Origin of the sequence: Dielma fastidiosa (genome assembly GCF_000313565.1) — a bacterium.
Classification (GTDB): domain Bacteria; phylum Bacillota_I; class Bacilli_A; order Erysipelotrichales; family Erysipelotrichaceae; genus Dielma; species Dielma fastidiosa.
Map to the genome: position 1 here is coordinate 128,269 of NZ_HE578925.1, position 24,629 is coordinate 152,897.

The following is a 24,629-nucleotide window of genomic DNA, read 5'->3' on the forward strand; positions in this document are numbered from 1 at the left end:
AGAAATGGTTGTAAATAAAGGCAGAACGTGTATAATAAGTTTGCTGATTAAAGGAAATTAGAGGTTTATCATGATAAATAAGAAAACAAAGAAGGATCTGTTTACACTGATCTGTGTTATTATCGGCGCGCTTATCATGGCTGTTAATATTAAAACCTTTGTAAGAGCAGGAAATTTATTTCCAGGCGGCTTTACAGGGCTGACAGTAATGATTCAGCGTATAGCTGATGAGTATTTTAATGTGAGTGTGTCTTATTCATTCATCAACATCACGTTAAATGCCGTACCGGCGATTATCGGATATAAAACAATTGGTAAGCGATTTACGATTTATTCATGTCTGATGATTTTGCTGACCGGTATTTTTGTCGATTTTCTGCCTTCTACACCGCTGACGTATGATCCATTGCTGATTGCTGTTTTCGGCGGTATTTTCAATGGTGTCGGCATCGCATTCGCGTTAAGAGGCAAAGCCAGCAGCGGCGGTACTGATTTTATCGCGGTCTACTTATCGGATAAGCTGCATGCGCCGGCATGGAATTATGTGCTTGGATTAAATGCGGTGATGCTGGTGGTAGCTGGTTTATTATTTGACTGGAATCAAGCATTATATTCAATTATCTTCCAGTTTGTATCGACGCAGGTTGTCGGCGCGCTGCATGTGCGTTATAAAAAGGTTACGGTGCATATTATCACCAGTAAGCCAGATGATCTCTCTGAGAAGCTGATGATTTATACGCATCATGGCATTACGCGTTTTGAGGGTCATGGCTGTTATTCAAATCAGCCGAGAACTTTACTTTATACAGTAATATCGACGGAGGAGTTAAAAGAGGTTATCCGTTTTGTTCATCTTGTTGATGATAAGGCATTTATAAATGTAATGAAAACCAACAGTCTGGAAGGACGTTTTTATCAGGAACCAATTAATTAATGAAGAATAATCTGACTTTTAGTTTTTATTCTTCGCACCACTTCATAAACTTCAATGAGGTGGTTTTTTTGTTTACTAAGAAATGCCGTAAAATGACAATTTATATTTTGTTATGTACATTATTAGGAATCCTGACAATCGGCAGTTCAAGCCGAGTTTGGGCTTTATACAAGTTTAATGATGCCGCGTATTTTATTAAACGGCAGGCAGTTTTTGCTTTTATCGGTGTTTTTGTGATGATGATGGCATCAAAAGTCGATTTAATGAAGCTGAAGGCACATAATAAAGGTATCTATCTGGCTTGTATGGCATCACTGGTTCTGGTATTGATACCAGGGTTAGGTGTACAGCGAAACGGCAGCCGCAGCTGGTTTGGCGTTGGATCATTGCTTGTTCAGCCTTCAGAGTTTTTTAAGATAGCGATTATTTTGATGTGTGCGCAATGGCTCGCATCCCGCAGCCGGATAAAAAGCTTTATGAAGGATTTATTAATGGTGGCAGCTATGACGCTGGGCGGTTTTTTATTGATCCTGCTGCAGCCGGATTTTGGCAGCGGCATCGTTATGGTTTGTTCAATCGTGGTAATGGTCTTGGCAGCCGACAGCCCGCTAAGCTATTTTGTACGGGTTGGCTTTTTAGGGATTCTCGGCTTTGGAGCTTTGATCTTATCGGCACCTTATCGTTTGGCCCGCATTACATCTTTTATTGATCCATGGCAGGATCCTTTAGGCAGCGGCTTTCAGATCATTCAGTCGCTGTTTGCTATCGCACCGGGTGGTTTATTGGGAAAGGGCTTTGATGCCTCGGTACAAAAGCATTTCTATTTACCGGAACCGCAGACCGATTTTATCTTCGCTATTTTTGCAGAGGAATGGGGCTTCATCGGCTGTGCGCTGCTGATCCTGCTCTATATATTGATTATCTATGAAGGTGTGAAGATTGCAAAGAATTCAACCAATGCTTATCTGGCTTATGTAGCCATCGGCATTATCTCATTATTTGCTATCCAGGTACTGATTAATCTGGGGGTTGTAGTCGGTTTGTTTCCGGTAACTGGGATTACCCTGCCGCTGTTCTCCTATGGCGGTTCATCACTGGTGGTAATGATGGGCTCATTGGGTCTTTTGATGGGGATTGCAAATCATGATTCGGCAGCATAAAATTATGCTATAATAAATAAAACGGAGTGTGAGAGAATGAAGATTTTAATTGCTACCGGCGGAACCGGCGGTCATATATATCCGGCTTTGGCATTGGCTGATGCAGCGTGTAAGCAAGATCCGAAAACAGAAATTCTGTTTATCGGCAATCATGACCGTATGGAAGCAAAAGAGATTCCCGCTCATGGTTATGCATTTAAGGGACTCAATGCAAGCGGCTTGACCGGCAATGTGTTTAATAAGATAAAGGCAGTGACATTGATGGGTATTGCTTTTACTAAGACAAATAAGATCGTGAAAGAATTTAAACCGGATATTGCGGTAGGCTTTGGCGGTTATGTCAGCGCACCGGTAATGATGGCGGCTCATCATAATCATGTACCAGTAATGCTTCACGAACAGAATTCAATTGTTGGTGCCGCAAATAAGCTGTGCGCCCGTTTTGCGGATGCGATCGTGCTCTGCTATGAAAAGTGCTTCGATGAGCTGGGCCGGGAAAAGACGCGTCTGCTGGGCAATCCGCGGGCCAGTATCGCCAAACAGTCAGTCTTTGATGAAGCGTATTATAAATCGCTGGGCTTAAGCATGGATAAACCATTGGTTTTGATTGTTATGGGTTCATTGGGCTCAACTTCGGTGAATGAGGCAATGGTTACCGCGTTAAAGGAAATGAAGGCGGATATCCAGATTCTTTATGTCAGCGGCAAGCAGAATTATGAGACTATGAAGAATAAATTCAGCAATAAAAACATTAAAGTTGTTGATTATGTCAATCAAATTGCTATAATGGAAAAAGTGGATTGCATTATCTGCCGTGCGGGCGCAACAACGGCTGCGGAAATTACGGCATTCGGCATCCCGGCTATTTTGATTCCATCCCCTTATGTAGCGAATAATCATCAGTATTATAACGCCAAGGTACTCGTTGATAAGAAGTGTGCTTATATGATTGAGGAAAAGGATCTGAATGGTAAACTTTTATTTGAAAAATTGAGCCGGATCATGAATAATTCAAAGCTGCGGGAAGAGATGCATGAAAACATGCTGAAGAATGGCTTCGTTAACGCAAGCGATGATATTCTGACCTGGATGAAGGAATTGGTAGGGTGAACTGAATGAATGATGTTGAAATCAAGCTGCAGATGTACGGTGATCTATTAGTCGATGCGCCGCTGTCTGCACACACTACATTTAAAATCGGCGGCAAGGCAAAATACTTTTTATATCCTAAAAGTACGCTTGGCTTGATGCGGGTTTTAGATATCGCAAAAGAAAATGGTTTGGAAGTAAGAATTTTTGGCAAGGGCAGCAATATTCTTGCCAGTGATGAGGACTATGCAGGATTGATTCTCTGTCTTGATCGTTATTTCTCAGATTTTTATTTTGAAGAAGATGGTACGTGCATCACGCAAAGCGGCACATCTATTATATTGTTGGCTCATGAGGCGATGAAACGCGAGCTGAGCGGTTTGGAATTTGCGAGCGGGATTCCCGGTACATTAGGCGGTGCGGTATTTATGAATGCCGGTGCTTATAAGAGTGAAATCAGGGATATTCTTGATAAGGTATTTGTCTTGCAGGACAATAACTGCTGCTGGCTGAGTGTTGATGAGCTGGCAATGAGTTATCGCTCTTCGATTTTTCAGAAGCAGCGTGACTGGATTATTTTAGCGGCTAAGCTGAAGCTTTCTAAAGGCAATGGCGCAGAGATTCGTGATCTGATGGATTCAAGGCGTCAGCGCCGCTTAGCTTCACAGCCATTAAATATGCCTTCAGCTGGCAGTATTTTCCGCAATCCTGAACAGCTTCCGGCATGGCAGTGCATTGAAGAGGTGGGCTTGCGCGGTTATCAGATCGGCGGTGCGATGGTTTCGGATAAGCATGCAAATTTCATTGTGAATGCTGATCATGCAAGTGCGAATGATGTGATTGAACTGATTACTTTGATTCAGCAAAAGGTAAAAGATAAATATCAAATTGAGTTAAAAACAGAAGTGGAGCATTTTAATTGGCCAAAAAGAAAATAGAACTCCAGCAGGAGAATGAACTTGAAAAGCGATATTTGTCGCAGCTGAATCGTAAAAAGAAGATCAGAACACGCAGAAGAATCTTGCGTTTAGTTGGTTTGATCATTTTGGCACTTTTGATCTTTGCATATTTTTCATCAGATATTTCTAAAGTCAAGACATTGTCGGTCAATGATAATATGATTTATTCTGATGAACAGATTTTAGATAAAGCTAAATTAAACTATCAGTCTTCTTATGTGCTGAATCCCGGCTTTTTGATTGAAATGCGGCTGAAGGATGATCCGCTGATCAAGGATGCCTCGGTTAAGAAAACCTGGGGCGGCGGTATTACGATTCAGGTTGATGAAAGGCTGATTATCGGTTATCTGAAGGATGATGCGAATACGCTTCTCGTACAGGGCGTAGGCAGGCTGGATGCCAGTGAATTGAGTCAATTGAATGCGGCGATGATTCCTAGAATCGGCGGCTTCAGTGAGGAACAGCTGACAATGCTTGATGAGGCTTTTGCGAATGTAGATAAGGAAGTCATGCCTTTGATTTCTGAATTGGAGCCTTATGTCACCAGTTATGATGAGAATATGGTTCAGTTTGTCATGATTGACGGCAATCGGGTAACGACTTCAATGAAGGGTATTGAATTGCTGAATAGCTATCGTTCGGTTTTAAAAGAACTGGAGGGTACGCATGTCTGTCTGTATATGGATGATATCAGCGGCAATATTTTTAAGGAAGTGGATGATTGTTCGGTGGGCTTAAAGGATCGTGAGCCAAAGCCTGCTGAGGATGAAAATACTGAGGGTAATGAGGGTGAAACACCGCCGTCAGAGGATGAAGAAGATCCGCAGGCATGGGTTACTGATGAAGAAATGCCTTCAGAAAATGAATAGTTTTTGCATTTGTTCAGAAATACGGTTATAATATTAGTTATTAATAAGGAGGTTGCTTTATGTCTATTTCAAAGAGCACACAATTTGGTAATATCAATATCTCTATTGAAGCGATTGCATCTTTGGCGGGTGGGGTAGTCAGCGAATGTTACGGCGTTGTCGGTATGGCTTCTCAAAAGGTTTTAAAAGATGGTCTTGCTGAACTGCTGAAAAAAGAAAATTATTCCAAGGGAGTTGTCGTTCGTCAAAACGAAGGCAAGCTTGAACTTGATTTATATATTATCGTTTCACATGGTGTTAAAATCAGTGAAGTTGTTCATGAGGTTCAGAAGAAAGTGAAATATATGCTTGAAAAGAGTCTTGAACTTGATTTTAATGTAATCAATGTTTTTGTTCAAGGCGTCAAGGTGATGAAGTAGGGTATGACTATGGAAAAAATGAATGGTGCCATCTTTAAAAAGATGCTGGAAAACGGAGCGAACAATCTATCGAATCATTTTACGGAGATTGACGCGCTGAATGTTTTCCCGGTTCCTGATGGTGATACAGGGACAAATATGTCAATGACTTTTAATGCGGGCTATAAGGAAACTTTACAAACTACGCATGACAGTGTAAGTGATATTGCTAAGGTATTGTCTAAGGGATTGCTGATGGGCGCCCGCGGTAATTCAGGCGTTATCCTGTCACAGATCTTCAGAGGCCTTTATCAAGGCTTAGAGGGCATGAAGGAAGTGAACGGCTTTCAACTGGCTGCTGCGTTTGTTCAGGGCAGCCGGGTTGCTTATAAGGCGGTTATGCGTCCGGTTGAAGGAACAATTCTTACAGTTATTCGTGAATCTGCGGATTATACGTATGATTTTGCATCTAAAAAGGCAAATGTTACTTGTACAGAAGTGATTGACAAGTTGGTTTTGGAAGCCGAGGAATCTTTAAAGAGAACACCGGAATTACTGCCGGTTTTAAAAGAAGTCGGTGTTGTTGACAGCGGCGGCGCGGGTTTGGTTGCGGTTTTGAAAGGCTTCCAGGCAGCGCTGCATGGCGAAAGCATTGAACGAGCTGAAGCTAATGAAACAAGTGAAATGGCTGCGGCTAATCTTGAATCAGAGGAATTTGGCTATTGTACAGAATTTATTATTCGTTTAAGTGCTCAGGGCATGGTAGCCTTTAATGAGGATGCACTTCGTGATTCATTATCCAGAATTGGTAATTCATTGGTTGTTGTTCAGGATGAGGATATCGTTAAGGTTCACGTACATACGCTGACCCCTGGTGATGCTTTGAATCTTGGTCAGCGCTATGGTGAATTTGTAAAGCTGAAGATTGAAAATATGTCACTCCAGCATGAAAATGTTATGATTAACGCAGAGACTGAAAAGCAAGCGGCGCCGCGTAAGAAATATGCGATTATTGCTGTTGCGGCTGGTGATGGGCTGTCTGAAATGTTTAAAGATCTGCGCGTTGATTATGTAATTTCCGGCGGTCAGACGATGAATCCATCGACTGAGGATTTTGTGGCGGCAATTGCTAAGGTGCATGCTGAGAATGTATTTGTATTGCCTAATAATTCTAATATTATACTGGCTGCTCAGCAGGCAGAAAGTGTGTGCGATGAAGAAAATGTCATTGTCCTGCCTTCTAAATCAATCCCACAGGGATATGCTGCATGCATCAATTTTAATCCGGAAGTCGATGTTGATGTCAACAAAGCTGAAATGACGAATGGCATCGAAACGGTTAAGACTGGTCAAGTAACTTTTGCAATCAAAGATACGACTTTTGATGGCATGGAAATCAAAGAGGGCGATTACATGGGTATCATGGAAAAGGATATCGTTGTATCGACCCAAGATAAATTTGAAGCGACTAAGGCTCTGCTGGATCGTTTGATTGATGATGACAGCGAGTTAGTTACGATTTTCTGCGGTGAGGATATTACCGATGCAGAGACAGAAAAGGTTGAAGCTTATATCAATGAAAAGCATCCGCATGTTGAGGTGGAAATGAATCAGGGCGGTCAGCCGGTATATTCATTCATCATTGGTGTAGAATAACAAAAACAATGAAAAGTGCCAATAATAGGGCACTTTTTTGTTATATGTAAATAGTTTTAACGTTCATTTGGTATTCATATTTATTTTAATATAATGAACACCTTCTAGTTTTTTTGTAAGTTCAAGTATTTGCATAACCAGTAGATAGGATAATAGTTACTTCATATTTTTGAATATTGATTGTGAAATTGAATTTGATTTTATTTAATTTATATATTCTTTTGTTTCAATCTATTTGATGATACAATATATACAAATCAGAATTATGAAATGATAAAAAATGTTGAATTTATAAAAATATTATAAAAGACGAGTAATTAGATTGTATCAAAATGAAAAAATGCTTTTACTTTTCTTAGCATTTTGCAGTGGTGTATACAGCCGATTAGCAATTAAAAAGAGGAATCACAATGGAAAAAGAATTACAAGTCAACGGTTTTAAGCTGCACGCAGTATATAATGATGAATTTATTAATCAGCAACTCATGCCCCTGATTGCTTCATGGCAGCAGCAGGCTGTCAAAAAGCAGCGTCGGATCATAGTTTTCCTGGCCGCGCCGCCGGGAGCCGGTAAGTCAACATTGGCATTATTCATTCAAAGCTTGTGCGATGATATTCAGGCATTAAGTCTTGATGGTTTTCATTACCCCCAGCAATATCTAAAAAGTCATTCGCTGGTACTTCATGGCGAGGAAGTTTTGATGAGCAAGATAAAGGGCAGTGCCGAGACATTTGACACTCATGCTTTTAAAAAGCACCTCGAACAGCTTACAGGAGATGATTGCTGGTGGCCGATTTATGATCGCAATCTGCATGATGTCATTGATCATCAAATCCATGTGACAAAACCTATTGTTTTGATTGAAGGTAATTGGCTGCTGCTTAATGAGCTGCCATGGAATGAATTAGTCAAAGCAGCTGATACTACGATGTTCATCCATGCTGAGCTGAAGCTTTTAAAAGAACGCTTGATCGAACGTAAAATCAAGGGTGGTTCAAGTTCTGAAGATGCGCTTCTTTTTTATGAAACAAGTGATAAACTTAATTGTGAAAGAGTAATGCAGCATAGTCTACAAGCTGATATTGAAATTAATGAATCCATGATGTTTTAGGGCTGTAAGCCCTTTTTTCTTTTTTTGTATAGAAATTTCTTGTTTTTGAATCAGCAGAGGTTTATACTTTTCTATGCTGGAAAGAGGGTGAATATATGAAGTGTATGGTTATTATATTGAATAAGACTGAGGTTTTAGATGATCTTTTAACTAAATTAGGGGATAACGGTATCAATGGTGCCACGATTTTATCATCAACAGGTATGGCACACCGGCTGCTGAATGAACGTGAGAATGAGGCAGAGCGTTTCATTGGTTCACTGCGTTTTCTGTTGAATCCAGAACGTGAAGAGAATAAGACGGTTCTGGTAGTATTAAGGGATGATCAGGTATTGTTGGCACGGGCTGCTGTGCATGCTGTTTTAGGCGATTTAAGTAAGCCTGATTCAGGTATCATGTTTACGATGCCAGTTGATTTTATTGAAGGCGGAAGTTTTAAAATATAGGAAAGAGGGATTGTTTTGTCTAATATATTAGTACAAGTGTCCATCATTTTCTTTACCGGCCTGCTTTTTGCGCGGCTTGTGAAATACGTTAAGCTGCCTTCAGTTACTGGGTATCTGATCGGCGGTCTGATTTTGGGACCGCATGTTTTAAAGCTGATTACGTTAGAAAGTGTTGAGACATTAAAAATATTTTCAGAAATAGCGCTTGGCTTCATTGCCTTTTCAATTGGCAGTGAATTTAAGATGAGCTATTTCAAAAAGGTGGGCATGACACCGATTGTCATCGCTTTTATGGAAGCTTTTGTAGCCGTGTTTCTGGTTGCCGCGGCTTTGATTATAACAGGAAATGACATTAGTTTTTCAATCATGCTGGGAGCAATTGCGGCAGCGACCGCACCGGCTGCAACGATTATGGTTATTAAGCAGTATAAGGCTAAGGGATCAGTGACCGAGACTTTGCTGAGTGTAGTTGCTATTGATGATGCGGCGGCTCTGATTGCCTTTGGCTTTGCTTTAGCGATTACGAAGTCAATGTCAGCGGCGGAGAATACGAATTTGCTGCTGTCTCTGCTGAGTCCATTTAAAGACATATTGATGTCTGGGGTTATTGGCTGTGTGCTGGGCTTAGCATTTACTTATTTGCTGCGTTTCTTTAAGGATAGCGGTAATCGTCTGTGTTTAGTTGGCGGCTTCATTCTGCTTGCCATCCCACTAGCTAATGCAACAGGTGCTAGTTCTTTGCTTGTCTGTATGATTTTAGGAGCAGTATTCTGTAATTTATCTAATTCATCGGATGCCGTCATGTCAATGATTGACAACATTACACCGCCGCTGTTCATGATGTTCTTTGTTTTATCAGGTGCTGAGTTAGACACTTCAGTATTGGGCAGCATTGGCATCATTGGTGCGGTTTACATTATTGTTCGTGTCGTCGGTAAATGGCTGGGTGCTTATCTGGGTGCTGTAATTATGAAAGCCGACAGCAAGGTACGCACATACCTTGGACCATGTCTGATTCCGCAGGCAGGTGTAGCCATCGGTCTGTCATTGATTGCGGAAAGTGCAGTGCCGGGACATGGGGCAACCATTCGTGCGGTTATTTTATGCGGAACGATGGTTTATGAATTGATTGGGCCATTTATTACGAAAATGAGCTTACAAAAAGCCGGCGAAATACATCCAGGCGCATAGACAGAACTTCGGTTCTGTTTTTTTGTGTTATAGGAAATTTCATTTTCAAGCATCAAAGCATTAATATCTCATTATGAAAAGTTATATAAAAAATAATGAGGTTGATGAAATTAACGTGTGGATATGGTATGCTATAAAAACATATATTTAATCATTTATAGTAAGCATTACCTAGTTTCTTTTGTATCAATCGAATGTCAGCTTACAGCCACATTAGCCCTATTTAGATAACATGAAAAATCAGTTCAATGAATCAAAGTGAATAGACCTAAACTAGAAGAAAAGGCGGTTTACTTGATGGAAATCATTGAACTGATCAAAAGAGTTCCTGTATGGATTTGCTCGGGTGCGACTCCCATACCAATAGGTAAAACGAGAGAGACATTGAAATACAGGAAGGAACAGCGCCGCGAGAAAGGCAGCTGGGTGTCTTCATTGATGGCAAGATTTCCTGAAGGATTGAAGGAAATCATTTTCTTGTTTATAAAAGCACCCCGAAGGGTGCTTCAACTATTCTTTACGAAAGACATCTTCCATATGTAATTCAAACATAATGTTCGGGGCTACATAATATTGATCACGATCAATTGTAACCGCTGGCATGGTAGCACATTTAATTCGATCATCTTCTTGATAATAGACATTGTAGACCGGAATGGTATCGTAAAGATAATCTTCGGTGTTATAACCAACTGTGACGGTCAATACTTCATTGATTTGCGGTGGGATTGCCATTAATTGATTAAACTGACGAATTGCATCATCAACACTAAGCAGCGTTGTATCGCATATCTTGGTTCCTATGATTGGTGTGTAGGAGATACTATTTAGTCCTTCCTCTTTAAACCTAAAACCAAGCTGCTGATAGCTGGCGGCGAATAATTGTTGGCTCAAAGTGAGATCAGAGCGATTTTCCTCAAGCCTTGTCCAGTAATCTAATTCATGATTGGTTGCTATGCTGCTGGCGGAAACCTCCTGAATATCAGCTATTGGCTTATCCAGTGTCCATAGATTTTTGAAGATTCGCTCATAAGCAGTCAGCATTTCACGCTGATAGAAGGCTGTGTTCTTCTCAGTATTGGCTTGTGGGTCAATGTATCTCGTGTAATTTGAATCTGGATTTTTAGAATATGGGAAATCGGTCGTATCAGCATAAGGCAAGTCGATGCTCAGTACAACGGTGCCATGTTCATTGATTCTTAAGTAAAACAGGTCAGTATCAACGGTCAATGATTTTTGGGTCGAATCCATCCGATGGGAACGGGTTAATATGAAATCATCTGCATGGAAGTTGAGGGGTTCATAATACTCTATTGATTTAATCGTGGCATTAAAATAGTTACAGATTGCATCAGCCATGCTTTGCATATCGGCTTCACTTAATGATGCTTTATGATAGATAGGGAATAAAGCATCACTTGTGAAGTTTGTTAAGTTCCAGCGTGAGCTTTTAATTGCTTCCAGCTGTTTTTCAGTATAGAAGTAATACAATCCGCCAGCTGCCCCAACACCGCCGGCTGCTGTATATGAGAATTTTGCATCCTTATTTTGTTTAATCATCGTTAAATCATTAGGCAGAGAAACTTGAAGTGACAGCGGTGCTGAATTAATGGCTGCATTGGCAATTGCCTGCTGCTCTTTAGATTGTTTTGAATCAAGATATTCTTTGTCAAGCTTAACTGCCGGTGCCTGCATTATATGATAGGTGTTGGGTTCTTCACTGTTTTTGTAGTAGAGCTGATAAACTGGAATGGTTTGTTTTAACTCAAACGCATTGGCGTAAAACAGTTTGCCATCATAGATTTTTTTAATTTCCGGCATCGTTTCATCATCAATGAATAATTTCAACTGTTCGATTGCCTCATCCACACTCAGCAGGTCAGCGTTTCCAACTAAAACTTTCGCTGGTGCATGATAATCGATTTGTGTCAGACCATGCTCATCAAAGCTTAATGTCAATGTGTTGTAAGAAGCATTAAACTGTTTTTCTTGTTGTTGAGAAGCGGCCTCTTGAATGGTAGCCGAAGCGGTAATGACACCTCTAAAACCACTTTGATAAGTAACACTGATTTGTGGTTTTGTGTAGGATACCAATTCTGTGAGATGTTGTTTATAAAAACTTCTCGCAAGCTGTTTGATAAAAGAACTATCATTAAATTCATTGGTGGTGTAAGCTTGTTTACTCACTGAGAGCGGTTCATCAAATCGCAGTGAATAAGACCCGTTTTCATAAAAATATAAGCGATGGTTATCACCGTCTAGATAAATATTTTCACGGTCATTCTCACTGAAATTCTTACGGATTCTGTTTGATTTTAATCCAAACAGAGCTTCAATTGCTTCTGCCTGTTTCATCATTTCATCAAATTCAAGCAATTCATATGTATAAATAGGCAATGATTTCAATTTGGACAGCTTCTTGATGTTCCATGGCTGATTCCTTAAATCATTAGGATTGTTCACTTCTGTAAATGGAAATGGCTGGGTATCACCGTTAAAGGGGTAATACAAATGCTGTAAGTCCGCGGCTTTAATTGGACAGACACTTAGGGACACACCGAGTAGGAGTGTCAGCAAGACTTTTAAATGTTTCATATGTTTTCCTCCCTGATGAAAGCGTGACTTATCTCCCCAAATAAAAACGCTCTCATTTCTTCTACCTTTACTCTAACACGCTTTCAGCATTTAAACCACAACATAAATCAATATGTGAAATAATTATTTTAATCTTGGCAGTCTTAAAAGACCATTGAAAAGCACCCCAAAGGGTGCTTCAACTAATTATCGGAAAGCTTGATCAATATGCAGTTCAAACATAATGTCCGGTGCTACATAATATTGATCAGGGTCAATGGTTACCGCTGGTATTGTAGAACAAATGATGTGTTCATCCTGCCAATAATAGATGTTGTAGACAGGAATGGTATCGTAAAGATAATCGCCATTATTATAGCCAACTGTCACCGTTAATATTTCATTAATTTCAAGCGGTTTCGGACCTATGGCAGGTGGCAGTAATGACAGCTTGTTAAACTGTGAAATCGCATCGTCAACACTAAGCAGTGGGGTGTCGAATACCTTTGTACCCAAGATTGGTATGTAGGTAACGCTGCTAAGACCTTCTTCTTCAAAGGTGAAATCAAGCTGCTGATAACTAGCGGTAAATAATTGCTGGCTCAGACTGACATCCGTTCTGCTTTCGTATAGTTTAGTCCAATAATAAAATTGATGATTAGTACCAATATGAGAACAAGAAGCTTCCTGAACATCAGCGATTGGATTATCAAGCTGCCATAAGTTTTTGAATAGCTGTTCATAGGCAGTCATCATTTCACGCTGATAGAAGGCAGTATTTTTTACTGTATCGGATTGCGGATCAATGTATCCTGAAAAACCAGTTTCAGGATTTTTAGAATATGGCTTATCAGAAGGTTCAGAATAAGCTAAGTGGATACGCAGCCAGATTGTCCCATGTTCATTAATGGTCAGATAAAATTTTTTTGTATCAATATTCAGTATTTTTTGAGTATGATTACCTCGGTCAGCGCGTTGATAGATGTAATCGTCAGAATGAAAATCAATAGGTTCATAATATTGAGAAGATTGAATTGTCACATCAAAATAATCACAGATTGCATCGGCAATGGCCTGCATCTGCGCATGCGTCAGAGAAGCTTTATGATAAATAGGAAATAAAGCTTCATCTGTAAAATTTGTTAGATTCCAACGTGAATTTTTAAGCGTTTCAATTTGTTTCTCGGTATAGAAGAAGGACGGACCGCCAGCTGCGCCGACACCTTCCAGAGCGGTATAGGAAAGCGGGGTATCATCAACCTGTTTAATCACTGTCAAATCATCAGGCAATGGAATTTGAAGCGGATTTTTAAGTGGTTCGACTGCTTCATCAACTGTTATTTCTTTAGTATTCTCAGGTTTGATAGCATGCAGATATTCTTTATCAAGCGCAACTGCCGGTGCCAGAATTTCATAATAGGTATCTGGTTCATCATTATTTGTGTAATAGATTTGATAGACGGGTATTGTTTCCCTTAAATCAAAAGCGTTGCTGTAAAATAATCGGCCGTCATATATTTCACTGATATCCGGCATCAGATTTTCATCATCAAAAGCTTTTAGCTGTTCGATTGCCTCATCTACACTTAATAAGCGAGCATCATTGACCAAAACATTTACTGGTGCATGATAATCAATGCCTGCAAGCCCTACATCGTTAAAGCTTAAAGTTAATGTGTTATAGGCCTCATTCAATTGTATTGTCTGTTCATCCTCAGCTCTTTCATAAAAAGTAGCGGTTGCAATGATGAAATTTCTGGGGGTACGATAGGTATCAAAATGGATCTCTGGATCATTGAAGGGAATGAGGGTTTCCAAATTTTGATGATAGAAATTTTCTGCTAATTCTGTAATAAATGCTTCATTTTTCAATTCGTCCTCACTGCAAGATCGCTTTGTGACATAGATTGGTTTATGCATAAGCAATGAATAAGACCCTGTTTCATAAAAATATAAATGATGCGTATCGCTGTTTAGGATAACAATTTTATTGCCATCATCTGCTAAATTCTTGCTGACACTCTTTGATTCTAAATCAAGTAATGTTTCAATTACTTCTGCCTGTTTCATCATTTCATCAATACTTAAAGACTGATAGGTATAAATAGGTAACGCTTTAAGCTTTTTTTAATTTTGAATATTCCATGGCTGATCTTTTAAAACATCAGGATTATCCACCTCAGCATGCGGATATGGATAAGTATCACCGCTGAAGGGGTAATACAGCTGCTCTAAGTCCTCTGCCTTTTCTGAACATGCACTTAAAGATATGCTCAGCAAGAACACCAGCAATAATTTTAATCGTTTCATTTTATTTCCTCCCTGATGACAACGCTTTAATTTTCCCCAAATAACGCTGTCACTTCTTCTTACGTTTACTTTAACATTCTTTCACAGCTTAAACAATCACTTGATTCATAACTTGCCCAATAATTATCTTGTCATGGCTGATTCAACACGTTCATCCTTTGCAAGCAATCAAGGAACTTGCTATAATAAATAACGAAAGGCGGTTTCTATGGAATTAAAAAATTAAAAATCACTGATAAAAAAATAGAACTGCTGACGCTGATGGGCATCGACAGCGGTGAAGCCCTGCTCGCTCATTATCCGTTTCGTTATGAGGAAATCGTACAAAAGCCTTTTAACGAATGGCAGAAGGACGATAAAATTACCTGTGAGGGAATCATTGTTTCGCAGGCCCGGGTGCTGCGGTTTGGCTCCAATCGTTCCATGACTAAATTTTCAATTCTGATAGATGAAGAGGTCATCGACTGCACAATCTATAATCGGCCATGGACGAGCGCTTTTGCTATGGAAAAAAAGATTACGGTTATGGGGACGTATCAGGGGGATCATAAACTGGTATGTACGAATTATAATTTTCAGCCGATAAGTGAACAAATAGGCTTGCATCCGGTATATTCTACGCGTGAGGGAATCAGTCAAAAGGATTGGCAGAAGCTGATTCAAAAAGCGATTGACGGCATGCTGAGGGAGGTTGAGGATGTTATTCCTGAAGATTACCGTCAGAAATATCATCTTTTACATAAAAGAGATGCCTTGTATTTTATTCATAAGCCGCCAAGTATGAATCATGTCAAACAGGCAATCCGTACTTTAAAGTATGAAGAATTTTTAATGTTTCAGCTTTGTATGCAGAGTATGCGGCTTGAAAATAGTCAGAATAGAGGGATTGAAAAGCATTTTTCAATTGATCAGGTGATGGAGCTGAAGCGTTCGCTGGCTTTTGAATTAACTGAGGATCAGCAAAACGCAATCATGGATATTCTTCATGATTTAAGCAGCAGCAAAAGTATGATGCGCTTAGTGCAGGGCGATGTAGGCTGCGGTAAAACCATGGTTGCTGCTTTTGCGTTATATGCATGTATCTGCGCCCATAAGCAGGGAGCATTTATGGCACCAACGGAATTGCTGGCTAAACAGCATACCGCAAATCTGAAACGCTTGTTTGCTGATCATGATGTGGTCATTGAATTATATTGCTCATCACTGAAAAACAGTGAGAAAAAAGATATTCTTGAACGCTTGAAAAATAATCAGATTGATATATTAATAGGTACGCATGCCTTATTTCAAGAGGATGTAAGTTTTTATGATCTTGGCTTGGTTATTGCTGATGAACAGCACCGTTTTGGCGTCCAGCAGCGCCGGGCTTTATTGGCAAAGGGTGAAAAGGTTGATTTTCTTTTGATGAGTGCAACCCCGATTCCGCGTACTTTGGCTTCTTCATATTATGGAGATCTGGATGTATCAACGATCGCACAGCTGCCAAAGGGCCGTTCAATCATTACTACCAAGGTTGTTAAGTCAGCTTCCATGAAGCCGATTCTTAATGAAGTATTGACGCTGATTGATGAGGGTAATCAAGCTTATGTCGTTTGTCCATCCATTGAAACGAATGAGGAAATGAAGATTAAGGGTGTTGAGGAAATCTATGAGGGAATGCGCAAAACTTTAAAGGGTTATAATATCGGTTTAATTCACGGCAGGATGAGTACCGAGGAAAAGGATCGGATCATGAATGATTTCCTCGCAAAGCAGATTGATGTGCTGGTTGCAACGACCGTCATTGAGGTGGGTGTCGATGTCAAGGATGCGAATATTATGGTAATCTATGATGCTCATCGCTTTGGCTTGAGTCAGCTTCACCAGCTGCGGGGCCGTGTTGGCCGGGGGAATCGGCCAGGTTATTGTTATTTGCTTTCATCAAGTAAAGATGAGACTAGCATGGCGCGTTTGAAAATATTGGAAAATACATCGGATGGCTTTGAGATTGCCAAGCAGGATCTGATTATGCGTGGTCCCGGTGATATTCTCGGTATTAGGCAAAGCGGTGTACCGGGCTTTATATTAGGCGATTTTGTGCTGGACAGCAATGTTTTGGAAACCGCGCGTCAGGATGCCTGTGAACTGCTTAAGGCATTTGCCCAAGGCGCTTATCCTGATTTAAAAAATCTGGTGATGAAGACAGTTGATAGTACAAAATATTTAGATTAATGGTATAATAGTTTTGGTTTAGGGTAAAAGGAGACAGATTCATGGATATTTTTGATTGGCTTAGTGAGAAAGGGATTCCATATAAGAACAAGGACTTAATCATGAATGCCTTTGTTCATTCCTCATATGTTAATGAGCATAAGACTTTTTTAGATGATAATGAACGCTTAGAATTTATGGGGGATGCGGTACTTCAAGTATGGACTACAACGAAATTATTTCTGCTTGAACCGCCGCTGCACGAAGGTGAAATGACAACCTTGCGCGCTCAGCTTGTTTGCGAAGAAGCGTTGGCGCAGTATACCCGCACGTTAAAATTAAATCGTTTTCTGCTGCTGGGAGTCGGTGAAGAAAAAACCGGTGGCCGTGAACGTGATTCAATTCTTGCTGATATGTTTGAGGCTTTATTAGGAGCGGTCTATCTTGATTCCGGATATGCTTCCGTAGATAAGATTTTAGAAGAAGTGATTACACCAACCATCAACAAGCCGAAGAGTGAAAAGGTTATTGATTATAAAACTAAGCTTCAGGAATTTATACAGTCTGACTCACGCAAAACGGTACGCTATGAAGTAGTTAATATGAGCGGTCCCAGCAATAAGCCTGAGTTTGAAGTAGTTGTGCTGTTAGATGATATTATTCTTGGCCGCGGTGTCGGTTTTTCAAAGAAGAAAGCGGAACAGCAGGCGGCGCGGGATGCTTTTGAGAAAATGGTAAAATAATAGAGATGAAAATCATAATGCTGAGGCTATGATTTTTTTCTTTTGAAAGGAGAAGAATGCGATGAAAAAATTAATGATCTTATTTTGCTGTCTGATGATGTTTATCTGTCCGATCCAGGCGGTGGAGCAGCATTCTTTAACGATTGAAAGCAAACAGATGCTGATTGTGAATATGAATGATTCACTGAATCTTTATGAGAAGAATACCAATGATTTGATTCAGCTTGAATCAATGACAAGGCTGGCATTTGCAGTTATAGCGATAGAAAATAAGGCTCAGTTTAATCAGACTCGGGCCGGTAAGGATTTTGATACAGCTCTGTTGGATGCAATATCTTCAAAAGAAGGTGCCCGTGATTTGGCGGCGGCGATGATGGGTGAAACGCGGATGATTGAGCTGATGAATGAAAAGGCCCAGGCGCTGAATTTAATTAAAACGAATTTTGTGAATGTTGACGGATCACTGGATATCAATCAGATCACCACTGTGAATGAACTGATGCAGATACTGAAGATGGGAATGGATTATCCTGAATTCAGGCAGATGCTTACAGCTTCTCAAGCTTCTATCAAAGAGCGGTGTGATGAACTGCACTTAGAAAGTGATTCATTGATTGGCGGAATTAAGCTGAGTGATGCAATGCTGACGCTGCATCTGAAAAATGGTTTGACTCTGCTTTGCTTGAGCATGAATGGCTCAGGCGATAAGGCATATAAAGATATGGCGGAAGCAGTGGGCTATTTTTATAAAAATTATCAATGGGTAAAGATCATTGATGAGGGAGAAGAAATCGCCCAGCTGCCGGTAAAGTGGGGAGATACACATAGTGAGCTGACATTTATTTCAGATAATGATTACTATGCCTTGCTGCCAATAAATTATAATGAAGCTGACATTATCAAAGAGGTTGTCAAATCTGTTACCTTGGAGGCACCGGTTGAAGAGAATCAGTATGTGGGTGAGTATATTATCCGTTACAGCGGTGAAATTGTACTGACGATCCCGCTTTTTTCTAATCAGCAGATTGACCGCAGTATTTTCCGTTATGGTTTTGATGTCGCAAAGGACTGGCTGATGAATCATCCGTTTTATGCACTTATTGGCGGCGGCATTTTAATACTTTTGCTGATTCGTGTGATTTTGCGTAAATATAAGTGAAGTATGATATAATTCAACATATAGAAATGAGGTTTAAAATGAACGAAGTTTTAGAAAGCCTGCTTATTAAAATTGGTCTTGAAGAAGATCTTGAATATTTTAAAAATGGTCAGCTGATCGATAAGGCTGAATATCATGCCCTCAGCAAGTCTTTACGCATTCGTGTACAGCTTGATGAGAGTCTGCCCTTTGAGGTTTGGCAGCGTTTTAATTCGCATTTAATGACGGCTGCCCGCGCCAAGGTTGATCTGACGATTGAAACCAGACAGGATAAGCCGACGATTTTAAAACTGCGTGCCTATCTTGAATATGCGCAAAGTATTCAGCCCAAGCTGAAGCTTTTTGAAAGCTCAATGCCGCGGCTTGAGGATAAACGCATCATCTATGCTTTTGCGGATGCGGTAATGATTGATGAAGCGATTCAAACAAAGCATTTGTTAGAAGGCTTTTTGAAAAATGTCGGTATTGATCTGCCGATTTTAGTCCAAGAGCTGAAGAGTGAGACGCAGCAGGTAGAATTTAAAAAACCTGAGGCCGCACCGGCTACGGTTTATGAAGAAAAGAAAATGAGCTTTGTGCCTAAGAGCAAAAAGAATCAGACGTATATTGATTTTAAAATCAAGGATATCGTTGAGGCTTGTTTCCAGATTAAGATTACCGGTAAGATTTTTGAAAAAGAGAACCGGGCTCTGCGTACCGGCAAGCATATTCAGACTTTGTATATCGCAGATGCCGAGGATGCGATTGTCATCAAGCGTTTTGAGCGTGGAGCTTTGACGCTGGAGGTTATGGATGAAATTAAAATCGGTGATACTGTGGCAGCTTATGGTAAGGTTGAATTTGATTCCTTTTCAAGAGAGCTGGTCTTTATGCCTGACCGCATCGATAAAATTGAAGAAGTCAGACGTATGGATCATGCAGAGAAAAAGCGTGTTGAACTGCATGTGCATACAAAATTAAGTGAAATGGATGGTGTCAGCGGCATCAGTGAATATATTGATGAGGCTGTACGCTGGGGGCATGATGCGATTGCGATTACAGATCATGCGGTCGTACAGGATTTCCCAAAAGCCCAGCGCTATGTAGAAAAAATTAATAAAGGCCGTGAAAAGCCGTTTAAAATGATTTATGGGGTTGAGATGTATATGGTTGATCCCTTCCTTGAAATTGTTAAGAATGCTGATGATACGCTGCTGGAAGAGGGAAGATATTGTGTCTTTGACCTTGAGACAACAGGCTTATCGACACGTTTTGACCATATTATTGAGTTTGGCGGTGTGTTAGTTGAAAATCGTGGCATTACATCGGCTAAACAGATGTTTATTAAACCGCCGGTGGAATTGTCTGCTTTCACAACCAGCTTAACAAACATCACTGAGGAGCATCTGCGCAATGCACCGACAATTGAAGAGGCGATGGATGAGCTGTTGGCATTTATCGGTGACCGTATTTTGGTAGCCCATAATGCCCAGTTTGACGTTAACTTCTTAAACGATGCTTTGATTCGTATGGGACGTGAGCCATTAAAGAATCCGGTGATTGATACCTTAGATCTGTCAAGAAGTCTGCATGCTGACCGCAAGGCTCACCGTTTGGGCAACATCGCGCGTGTTTATAATATCCGTTATGATGAGGAAGTAGCTCACCGCGCAGATTATGACGCGAAGGTACTGGCACAGGTTTATTTGAATATGCTGAACGATCTGAAGCATATCAAAACCCTAAAGGATCTGGCGGGTATGTATGATGAATCATGTTTTAATAAGGTCAGAGATAAGCATATCATGGTGCTGGCTAAGAATAAGGCTGGTCTGAAAGAGATGTTTGAACTGATTACTTTATCGCATACGAAGTATTTATCGTATAACTCAAAGAATACAAACAATGTTGTCGCAGAACCAAAGATTTTCCGAGAGGAAATCGCGAAGCGGCATAAGAATGGCAATCTGCTTTTAGGCAGCAGCTGTCTCAACGGGGAAGTATTTGAAATTGCGCAGACACGCGGTGAAGATAAGCTGAAGGAAGTAATTCAGTTCTATGACTATATCGAGATTCAGCCGCTTGGCAATTATATGCATCTGGTTGAGCGCAACAGCATTGGCAGTAAGGAGCGGCTGATTGAAATCTTAAAATCAATCATTAAGGCTGCACAGGAATTAGGAAAAATCGTTGTTGCAACCGGGGATTGTCATTATGTTCAGCCTGAAGAAAAGCTGATTCGTGATATTTATATCAATTCACAGGCAATCGGCGGTAAACGGCATCCGCTCTATATCTATAATGCGCAGCGCCGCCGCATGAGTCAGGCACCGGATCAGCATTTGCGTACAACCGATGAAATGCTTGCCGAGTACAGCTATCTCAATCATGATTTAGCCTATGAGATGGTTGTGACAAATTCAAATAAAATTAATGATATGATTGAAGATATCAAGGTTGTTTATGATACTTTGTTCCCGCCTGATATCAAGGATTCTGATAAAAAGCTGGCGCAGATCTGTTATGAGAATGCGCATAAGAAGTATGGGCCACAGCTGCCGGAAATTGTTGAGGCACGGTTAAAGCGAGAGCTTGACAGTATCATCGGGCATGGTTTCTATGTTGTTTATTACATTTCTCATCTTTTGGTTAAAAAGAGTCTTGATGACGGTTACATGGTAGGCAGCCGTGGTTCGGTTGGTTCCAGCTTTGTTGCGACAATGGCGAATATTACTGAGGTTAATCCATTGGCTCCGCATTATGTTTGCCCGAAATGCCATTATGTTGAATTCTTTACCGATGGCAGTGTTGCTTCCGGATTTGATTTGCCGGATAAAAAATGTCCGGTCTGCGGTGAAATGATCCGCGGTGACGGTCAGGATATTCCATTTGAAACATTCCTTGGCTTTGAGGGTGATAAGGTTCCTGATATCGATTTGAATTTCTCCGGAGATTATCAGCCGACCGCGCATAATTATCTGAAAGAAGTATTCGGTGAGGATCACGTATTCAGAGCTGGTACGATTGGTACAGTCGCGGAACAGACTGCCTATGGATATGTAAAGGGATATGAAGAAGAAATGGGCATGGAAACTCATATGCGCAATGCTCAGATTCTGCGGCTGGCTAAGGGCTGTGAGGGTGTAAAACGAACAACAGGTCAGCATCCAGGCGGTATTCTTGTAGTACCGAATGAATTTGATGTGCATGATTTCACACCCGTGCAGTTTCCAGCCAACAACCCCTTTGCTGATTGGAAAACAACGCATTTTGAATTCCATGATATTCATGACAATCTGTTGAAATTTGATATCTTAGGGCATGTCGATCCTACGGCAATGAAGCTGTTGGAACGTATTTCCGGTATTGATCCGAAAACGATTCCGATGAATGATCCAGAAACAATGAAGATTTTCTCCTCTGTTGAGAGTCTGCATATTGATACGAGCAAAAATACAGAAAAAACTGGTGCTGCCGGTATCCCTGAATTTGGTACACCTTTTGTACGCGGTATTCTGGAATTGACCCGCCCGACAACCTTTGACGAATTAGTGCGTATTTCCGGTTTATCACACGGTACTGACGTTTGGTTAAACAATGCTGCTGATCTGATCAAGGAAGGTAAATGTACACTTAAAAATGTAATCGGGTGCCGTGACGATATCATGGTTTATCTGCTTCACAAACAATTGCCGCCAAAGCTTGCCTTTACAATCATGGAAAGTGTGCGTAAGGGAAAAGGCTTAAAGGATGAATGGATTCCTGTTATGAAGGAACATAATGTTGATGATTGGTATGTGGATTCATGCTTAAAAATCAAATATATGTTCCCGAAGGCACATGCTGTCGCTTATGTTATGATGGCGGTGCGTATCGCTTGGTTTAAGGTTCATAAGCCGCAGTATTATTACTGCATGTTCTTCTCAATTCGCTGTGATGCTTATGATATTGATACGATGATTGCCGGTGAACAGGCAATTCGGGCGCGTATGGCAGAAATTACTCAGCGGCTAAACAGTAATGAATTTAAGAATGATGTATCCAAGAAGGAAAAGGATATTTATTCTACACTGGAGCTGGCACTTGAAATGGTGCTGCGCGGTTATCGCTTTGGTAATATTAATTTGATGAAGTCAGCGGCATCGGAATTTATCGTTGATCCGGATGATGAAAATGTGTTGATTCCGCCATTTACATCGATTGATGGTCTGGGTGCCAACGTTGCTGTCACGGTAATTGAAGAACGAGAAAAACGTCCGTTCCTATCTAAACAGGATCTTTCTGAGCGGACAGCGCTTAATGGTACTCATATCAAACGGCTTGAGACGATGGGTGTGTTAAGTGATCTTCAGGAAGAAAATCAGCTTTCATTATTCTAAACAGTATCTTCGGGTACTGTTTTTTTTGCTTTACTAAGTATTTATGATATGCTTAAGCTGTCAGGAAGTGAGTATTGATGATAAGATTATATAGAAATACGGATCAAAAAGCGGTCATGAGCATATGGCTGCAAGCTAATCTTAAAGCTCATTCCTTTATATCGGCTGATTATTGGCAGTCGCATTATGAAGAAGTAGCGAAGATGTTGTCGTCAGCAGAGCTTTTGGTTGCGGAAAATGACGGCAGAATCTGCGGCTTTATCGGTATGTATAATGAAATGATTGCGGGCTTGTTTGTTGATGAGCATTATCGCGGCAAAGGAATCGGCAAAATGCTGTTGGATACTGTCAAGCAAATGAACTCTCAGCTTCATTTACAAGTGTATAAAAAGAACAAGCAGGCTCTGCATTTTTATCAAAGAGAATCGTTCAGTATTGAAAAAGAACAGCAGGATGCGGCATCAGGGGAGATCGAATACGTGATGAAATGGGTAAAAAAGAAGTTGTAAAAGAATTTTGACAGGCAATTCTATGCTATGTCAAAGAGATTTGATAGACAGAACAGGCTGTTGCTGAGACAATGCCGATGAAAGGAGAAACTTATGGAGATAGGAAGTAAACTGAAAGAAGCTCGTGTTCAATGTACGATGACACAGGAGCAGGTGGCTGAGGAGCTTCAAGTAAGCAGACAGACGATATCGAATTGGGAGAATGAGAAATCATATCCGGATATTCTCTCTGTCATAAAGCTAAGTGATCTCTATAAGGTCAGCCTTGATGAATTACTGAAAGGAGACATTAAAATGATCCGGCACTTGGCGGAGAGTACGAATGTTGTTACCAGCAATAAAAAGCTGCTGACAATGATTGCATTGAATGGCTTGCTGCTGATTTTGTTTCTGCTTTTTAACGGCATTATCGCGCAGAACAAATATTTAATTATGATCTGCGCCTCAACGGCTATTATCAGCACCACATTTCTGTTTTATCAGATTATTAAAAAATTCTAGGAGGTCATCATGACTTGGTTAACCATTGTATTTGTATTTATTATTTTATTAGGAGCTGTTAACCTGTCTTATCAGGTTTACAAAATAACAGAATTGGATGCCCGCTGCCGGGGCTTGAAGCATCCTAAATTCTGGGGGATATTTTCTATCGGCGGTAATTCGGGCAGCGGCGGGTTGCTGCTGTATCTGATTGGCAGACGCAAGTACCCCATAACAATGAATGAAGAAGAGCGCCAGACAATCGAATCACGCAAGAAAAAGGCGGGTGTGGGCCTTGCCTTTATTGCGGTGGGTGCCGTTTTCATGATTATCACAATCGTAAGCATACAGGGAAATATTTGATTTCTGAATCAGGATTTGCCATGCCTGCATGAAAAATGGGCGCAGAATCTCAGGTAAAGCAAATTTCGATTTAGGTTTAGGTTAAAATTTAACTTTTCACTTCAGAAATTTAATCAATCTAACGTGCAG

The 24,629-nt window shown here is 40.5% G+C and carries 21 protein-coding genes; 18 read left to right on the forward strand and 3 right to left on the reverse strand.

Annotation, left to right across the window (positions count from 1 at the left end; genetic code table 11):
- Window positions 1-70 precede the first annotated feature (70 nt).
- The 11 genes from DAHG_RS06345 to DAHG_RS21115 all read left to right on the forward strand — a co-directional run bounded on the left by DAHG_RS06345 (window position 71) and on the right by DAHG_RS21115 (window position 10,357).
- Window positions 71-934: a YitT family protein gene (locus DAHG_RS06345; protein ID WP_022937505.1), complete on the forward strand. Its 864-nt coding sequence runs from the start codon at window positions 71-73 to the stop codon at window positions 932-934.
- Window positions 935-1,002: 68 nt separating this feature from the next.
- Entirely contained in the window at window positions 1,003-2,094 is a 1,092-nt protein-coding gene (ftsW, locus tag DAHG_RS06350; protein WP_022937506.1) for a putative lipid II flippase FtsW, read from the forward strand.
- A 36-nt stretch (window positions 2,095-2,130) separates the two neighbouring features.
- Window positions 2,131-3,204, forward strand: coding sequence for an undecaprenyldiphospho-muramoylpentapeptide beta-N-acetylglucosaminyltransferase (murG, locus tag DAHG_RS06355; RefSeq protein ID WP_022937507.1), 1,074 nt, complete (start codon window positions 2,131-2,133; stop codon window positions 3,202-3,204).
- A 5-nt stretch (window positions 3,205-3,209) separates the two neighbouring features.
- Window positions 3,210-4,121 carry a UDP-N-acetylmuramate dehydrogenase gene (murB, locus tag DAHG_RS06360; protein WP_022937508.1) on the forward strand — a complete coding sequence of 304 codons (912 nt, stop codon included), beginning with the start codon at window positions 3,210-3,212 and terminating at the stop codon, window positions 4,119-4,121.
- Window positions 4,103-5,011 (forward strand): cell division protein FtsQ/DivIB, encoded by a 909-nt coding sequence (locus DAHG_RS06365; protein WP_022937509.1) that lies wholly within the window; start codon window positions 4,103-4,105, stop codon window positions 5,009-5,011. The genes murB and DAHG_RS06365 overlap by 19 nt, the downstream gene beginning before the upstream one ends.
- A gap of 59 nt (window positions 5,012-5,070) precedes the next feature.
- Window positions 5,071-5,430 carry an Asp23/Gls24 family envelope stress response protein gene (locus DAHG_RS06370; protein WP_022937510.1) on the forward strand — a complete coding sequence of 120 codons (360 nt, stop codon included), beginning with the start codon at window positions 5,071-5,073 and terminating at the stop codon, window positions 5,428-5,430.
- A 9-nt stretch (window positions 5,431-5,439) separates the two neighbouring features.
- On the forward strand, window positions 5,440-7,065 hold the full coding sequence (locus DAHG_RS06375) for a DAK2 domain-containing protein (protein ID WP_026880844.1): 1,626 nt from the start codon (window positions 5,440-5,442) through the stop codon (window positions 7,063-7,065).
- A 410-nt stretch (window positions 7,066-7,475) separates the two neighbouring features.
- Window positions 7,476-8,177, forward strand: coding sequence for a nucleoside/nucleotide kinase family protein (locus tag DAHG_RS06380; RefSeq protein WP_022937512.1), 702 nt, complete (start codon window positions 7,476-7,478; stop codon window positions 8,175-8,177).
- Window positions 8,178-8,272: 95 nt separating this feature from the next.
- A complete protein-coding gene (locus DAHG_RS06385) occupies window positions 8,273-8,623 on the forward strand; it encodes a hypothetical protein (protein WP_022937513.1) in 351 nt (116 codons plus the stop codon).
- Between the two features lie 15 nt (window positions 8,624-8,638).
- Window positions 8,639-9,814, forward strand: a complete 1,176-nt coding sequence (locus DAHG_RS06390) for a cation:proton antiporter (protein ID WP_022937514.1) — start codon at window positions 8,639-8,641, stop codon at window positions 9,812-9,814.
- A gap of 297 nt (window positions 9,815-10,111) precedes the next feature.
- Complete coding sequence (locus DAHG_RS21115) at window positions 10,112-10,357, forward strand: hypothetical protein (protein ID WP_146211907.1); 246 nt, start codon at window positions 10,112-10,114, stop codon at window positions 10,355-10,357.
- Here DAHG_RS21115 and DAHG_RS06395 read toward each other — a convergent pair.
- From DAHG_RS06395 to DAHG_RS06405, 3 genes are all read right to left on the reverse strand, one after another.
- Entirely contained in the window at window positions 10,325-12,409 is a 2,085-nt protein-coding gene (locus DAHG_RS06395; RefSeq protein WP_022937515.1) for a hypothetical protein, read from the reverse strand. The two genes, DAHG_RS21115 and DAHG_RS06395, sit on opposite strands and share 33 nt — an antisense overlap.
- Window positions 12,410-12,595: 186 nt before the next feature.
- Window positions 12,596-14,461, reverse strand: coding sequence for a hypothetical protein (locus DAHG_RS06400; RefSeq protein WP_146211908.1), 1,866 nt, complete (start codon window positions 14,459-14,461; stop codon window positions 12,596-12,598).
- Window positions 14,462-14,515: 54 nt separating this feature from the next.
- A complete protein-coding gene (locus DAHG_RS06405; protein WP_022937517.1) occupies window positions 14,516-14,698 on the reverse strand; it encodes a hypothetical protein in 183 nt (60 codons plus the stop codon).
- A gap of 213 nt (window positions 14,699-14,911) precedes the next feature.
- Between DAHG_RS06405 and recG the strand changes: the two genes are divergently transcribed.
- The 7 genes from recG (at window position 14,912) to DAHG_RS06440 (ending at window position 24,500) form a co-directional block, all read left to right on the forward strand.
- Window positions 14,912-16,909, forward strand: a complete 1,998-nt coding sequence (gene recG, locus DAHG_RS06410) for an ATP-dependent DNA helicase RecG (protein ID WP_034456733.1) — start codon at window positions 14,912-14,914, stop codon at window positions 16,907-16,909.
- A gap of 41 nt (window positions 16,910-16,950) precedes the next feature.
- On the forward strand, window positions 16,951-17,631 hold the full coding sequence (rnc, locus tag DAHG_RS06415) for a ribonuclease III (RefSeq protein WP_022937519.1): 681 nt from the start codon (window positions 16,951-16,953) through the stop codon (window positions 17,629-17,631).
- A gap of 61 nt (window positions 17,632-17,692) precedes the next feature.
- Window positions 17,693-18,790, forward strand: coding sequence for a D-alanyl-D-alanine carboxypeptidase family protein (locus DAHG_RS06420; RefSeq protein ID WP_022937520.1), 1,098 nt, complete (start codon window positions 17,693-17,695; stop codon window positions 18,788-18,790).
- Between the two features lie 38 nt (window positions 18,791-18,828).
- Complete coding sequence (locus DAHG_RS06425) at window positions 18,829-23,148, forward strand: PolC-type DNA polymerase III (RefSeq protein WP_022937521.1); 4,320 nt, start codon at window positions 18,829-18,831, stop codon at window positions 23,146-23,148.
- 77 nt (window positions 23,149-23,225) lie between these two features.
- Window positions 23,226-23,657, forward strand: a complete 432-nt coding sequence (locus DAHG_RS06430) for a GNAT family N-acetyltransferase (protein WP_022937522.1) — start codon at window positions 23,226-23,228, stop codon at window positions 23,655-23,657.
- Between the two features lie 93 nt (window positions 23,658-23,750).
- On the forward strand, window positions 23,751-24,158 hold the full coding sequence (locus DAHG_RS06435) for a helix-turn-helix transcriptional regulator (protein ID WP_022937523.1): 408 nt from the start codon (window positions 23,751-23,753) through the stop codon (window positions 24,156-24,158).
- A 9-nt stretch (window positions 24,159-24,167) separates the two neighbouring features.
- Window positions 24,168-24,500, forward strand: a complete 333-nt coding sequence (locus DAHG_RS06440; RefSeq protein ID WP_022937524.1) for a hypothetical protein — start codon at window positions 24,168-24,170, stop codon at window positions 24,498-24,500.
- Window positions 24,501-24,629: the final 129 nt, after the last annotated feature.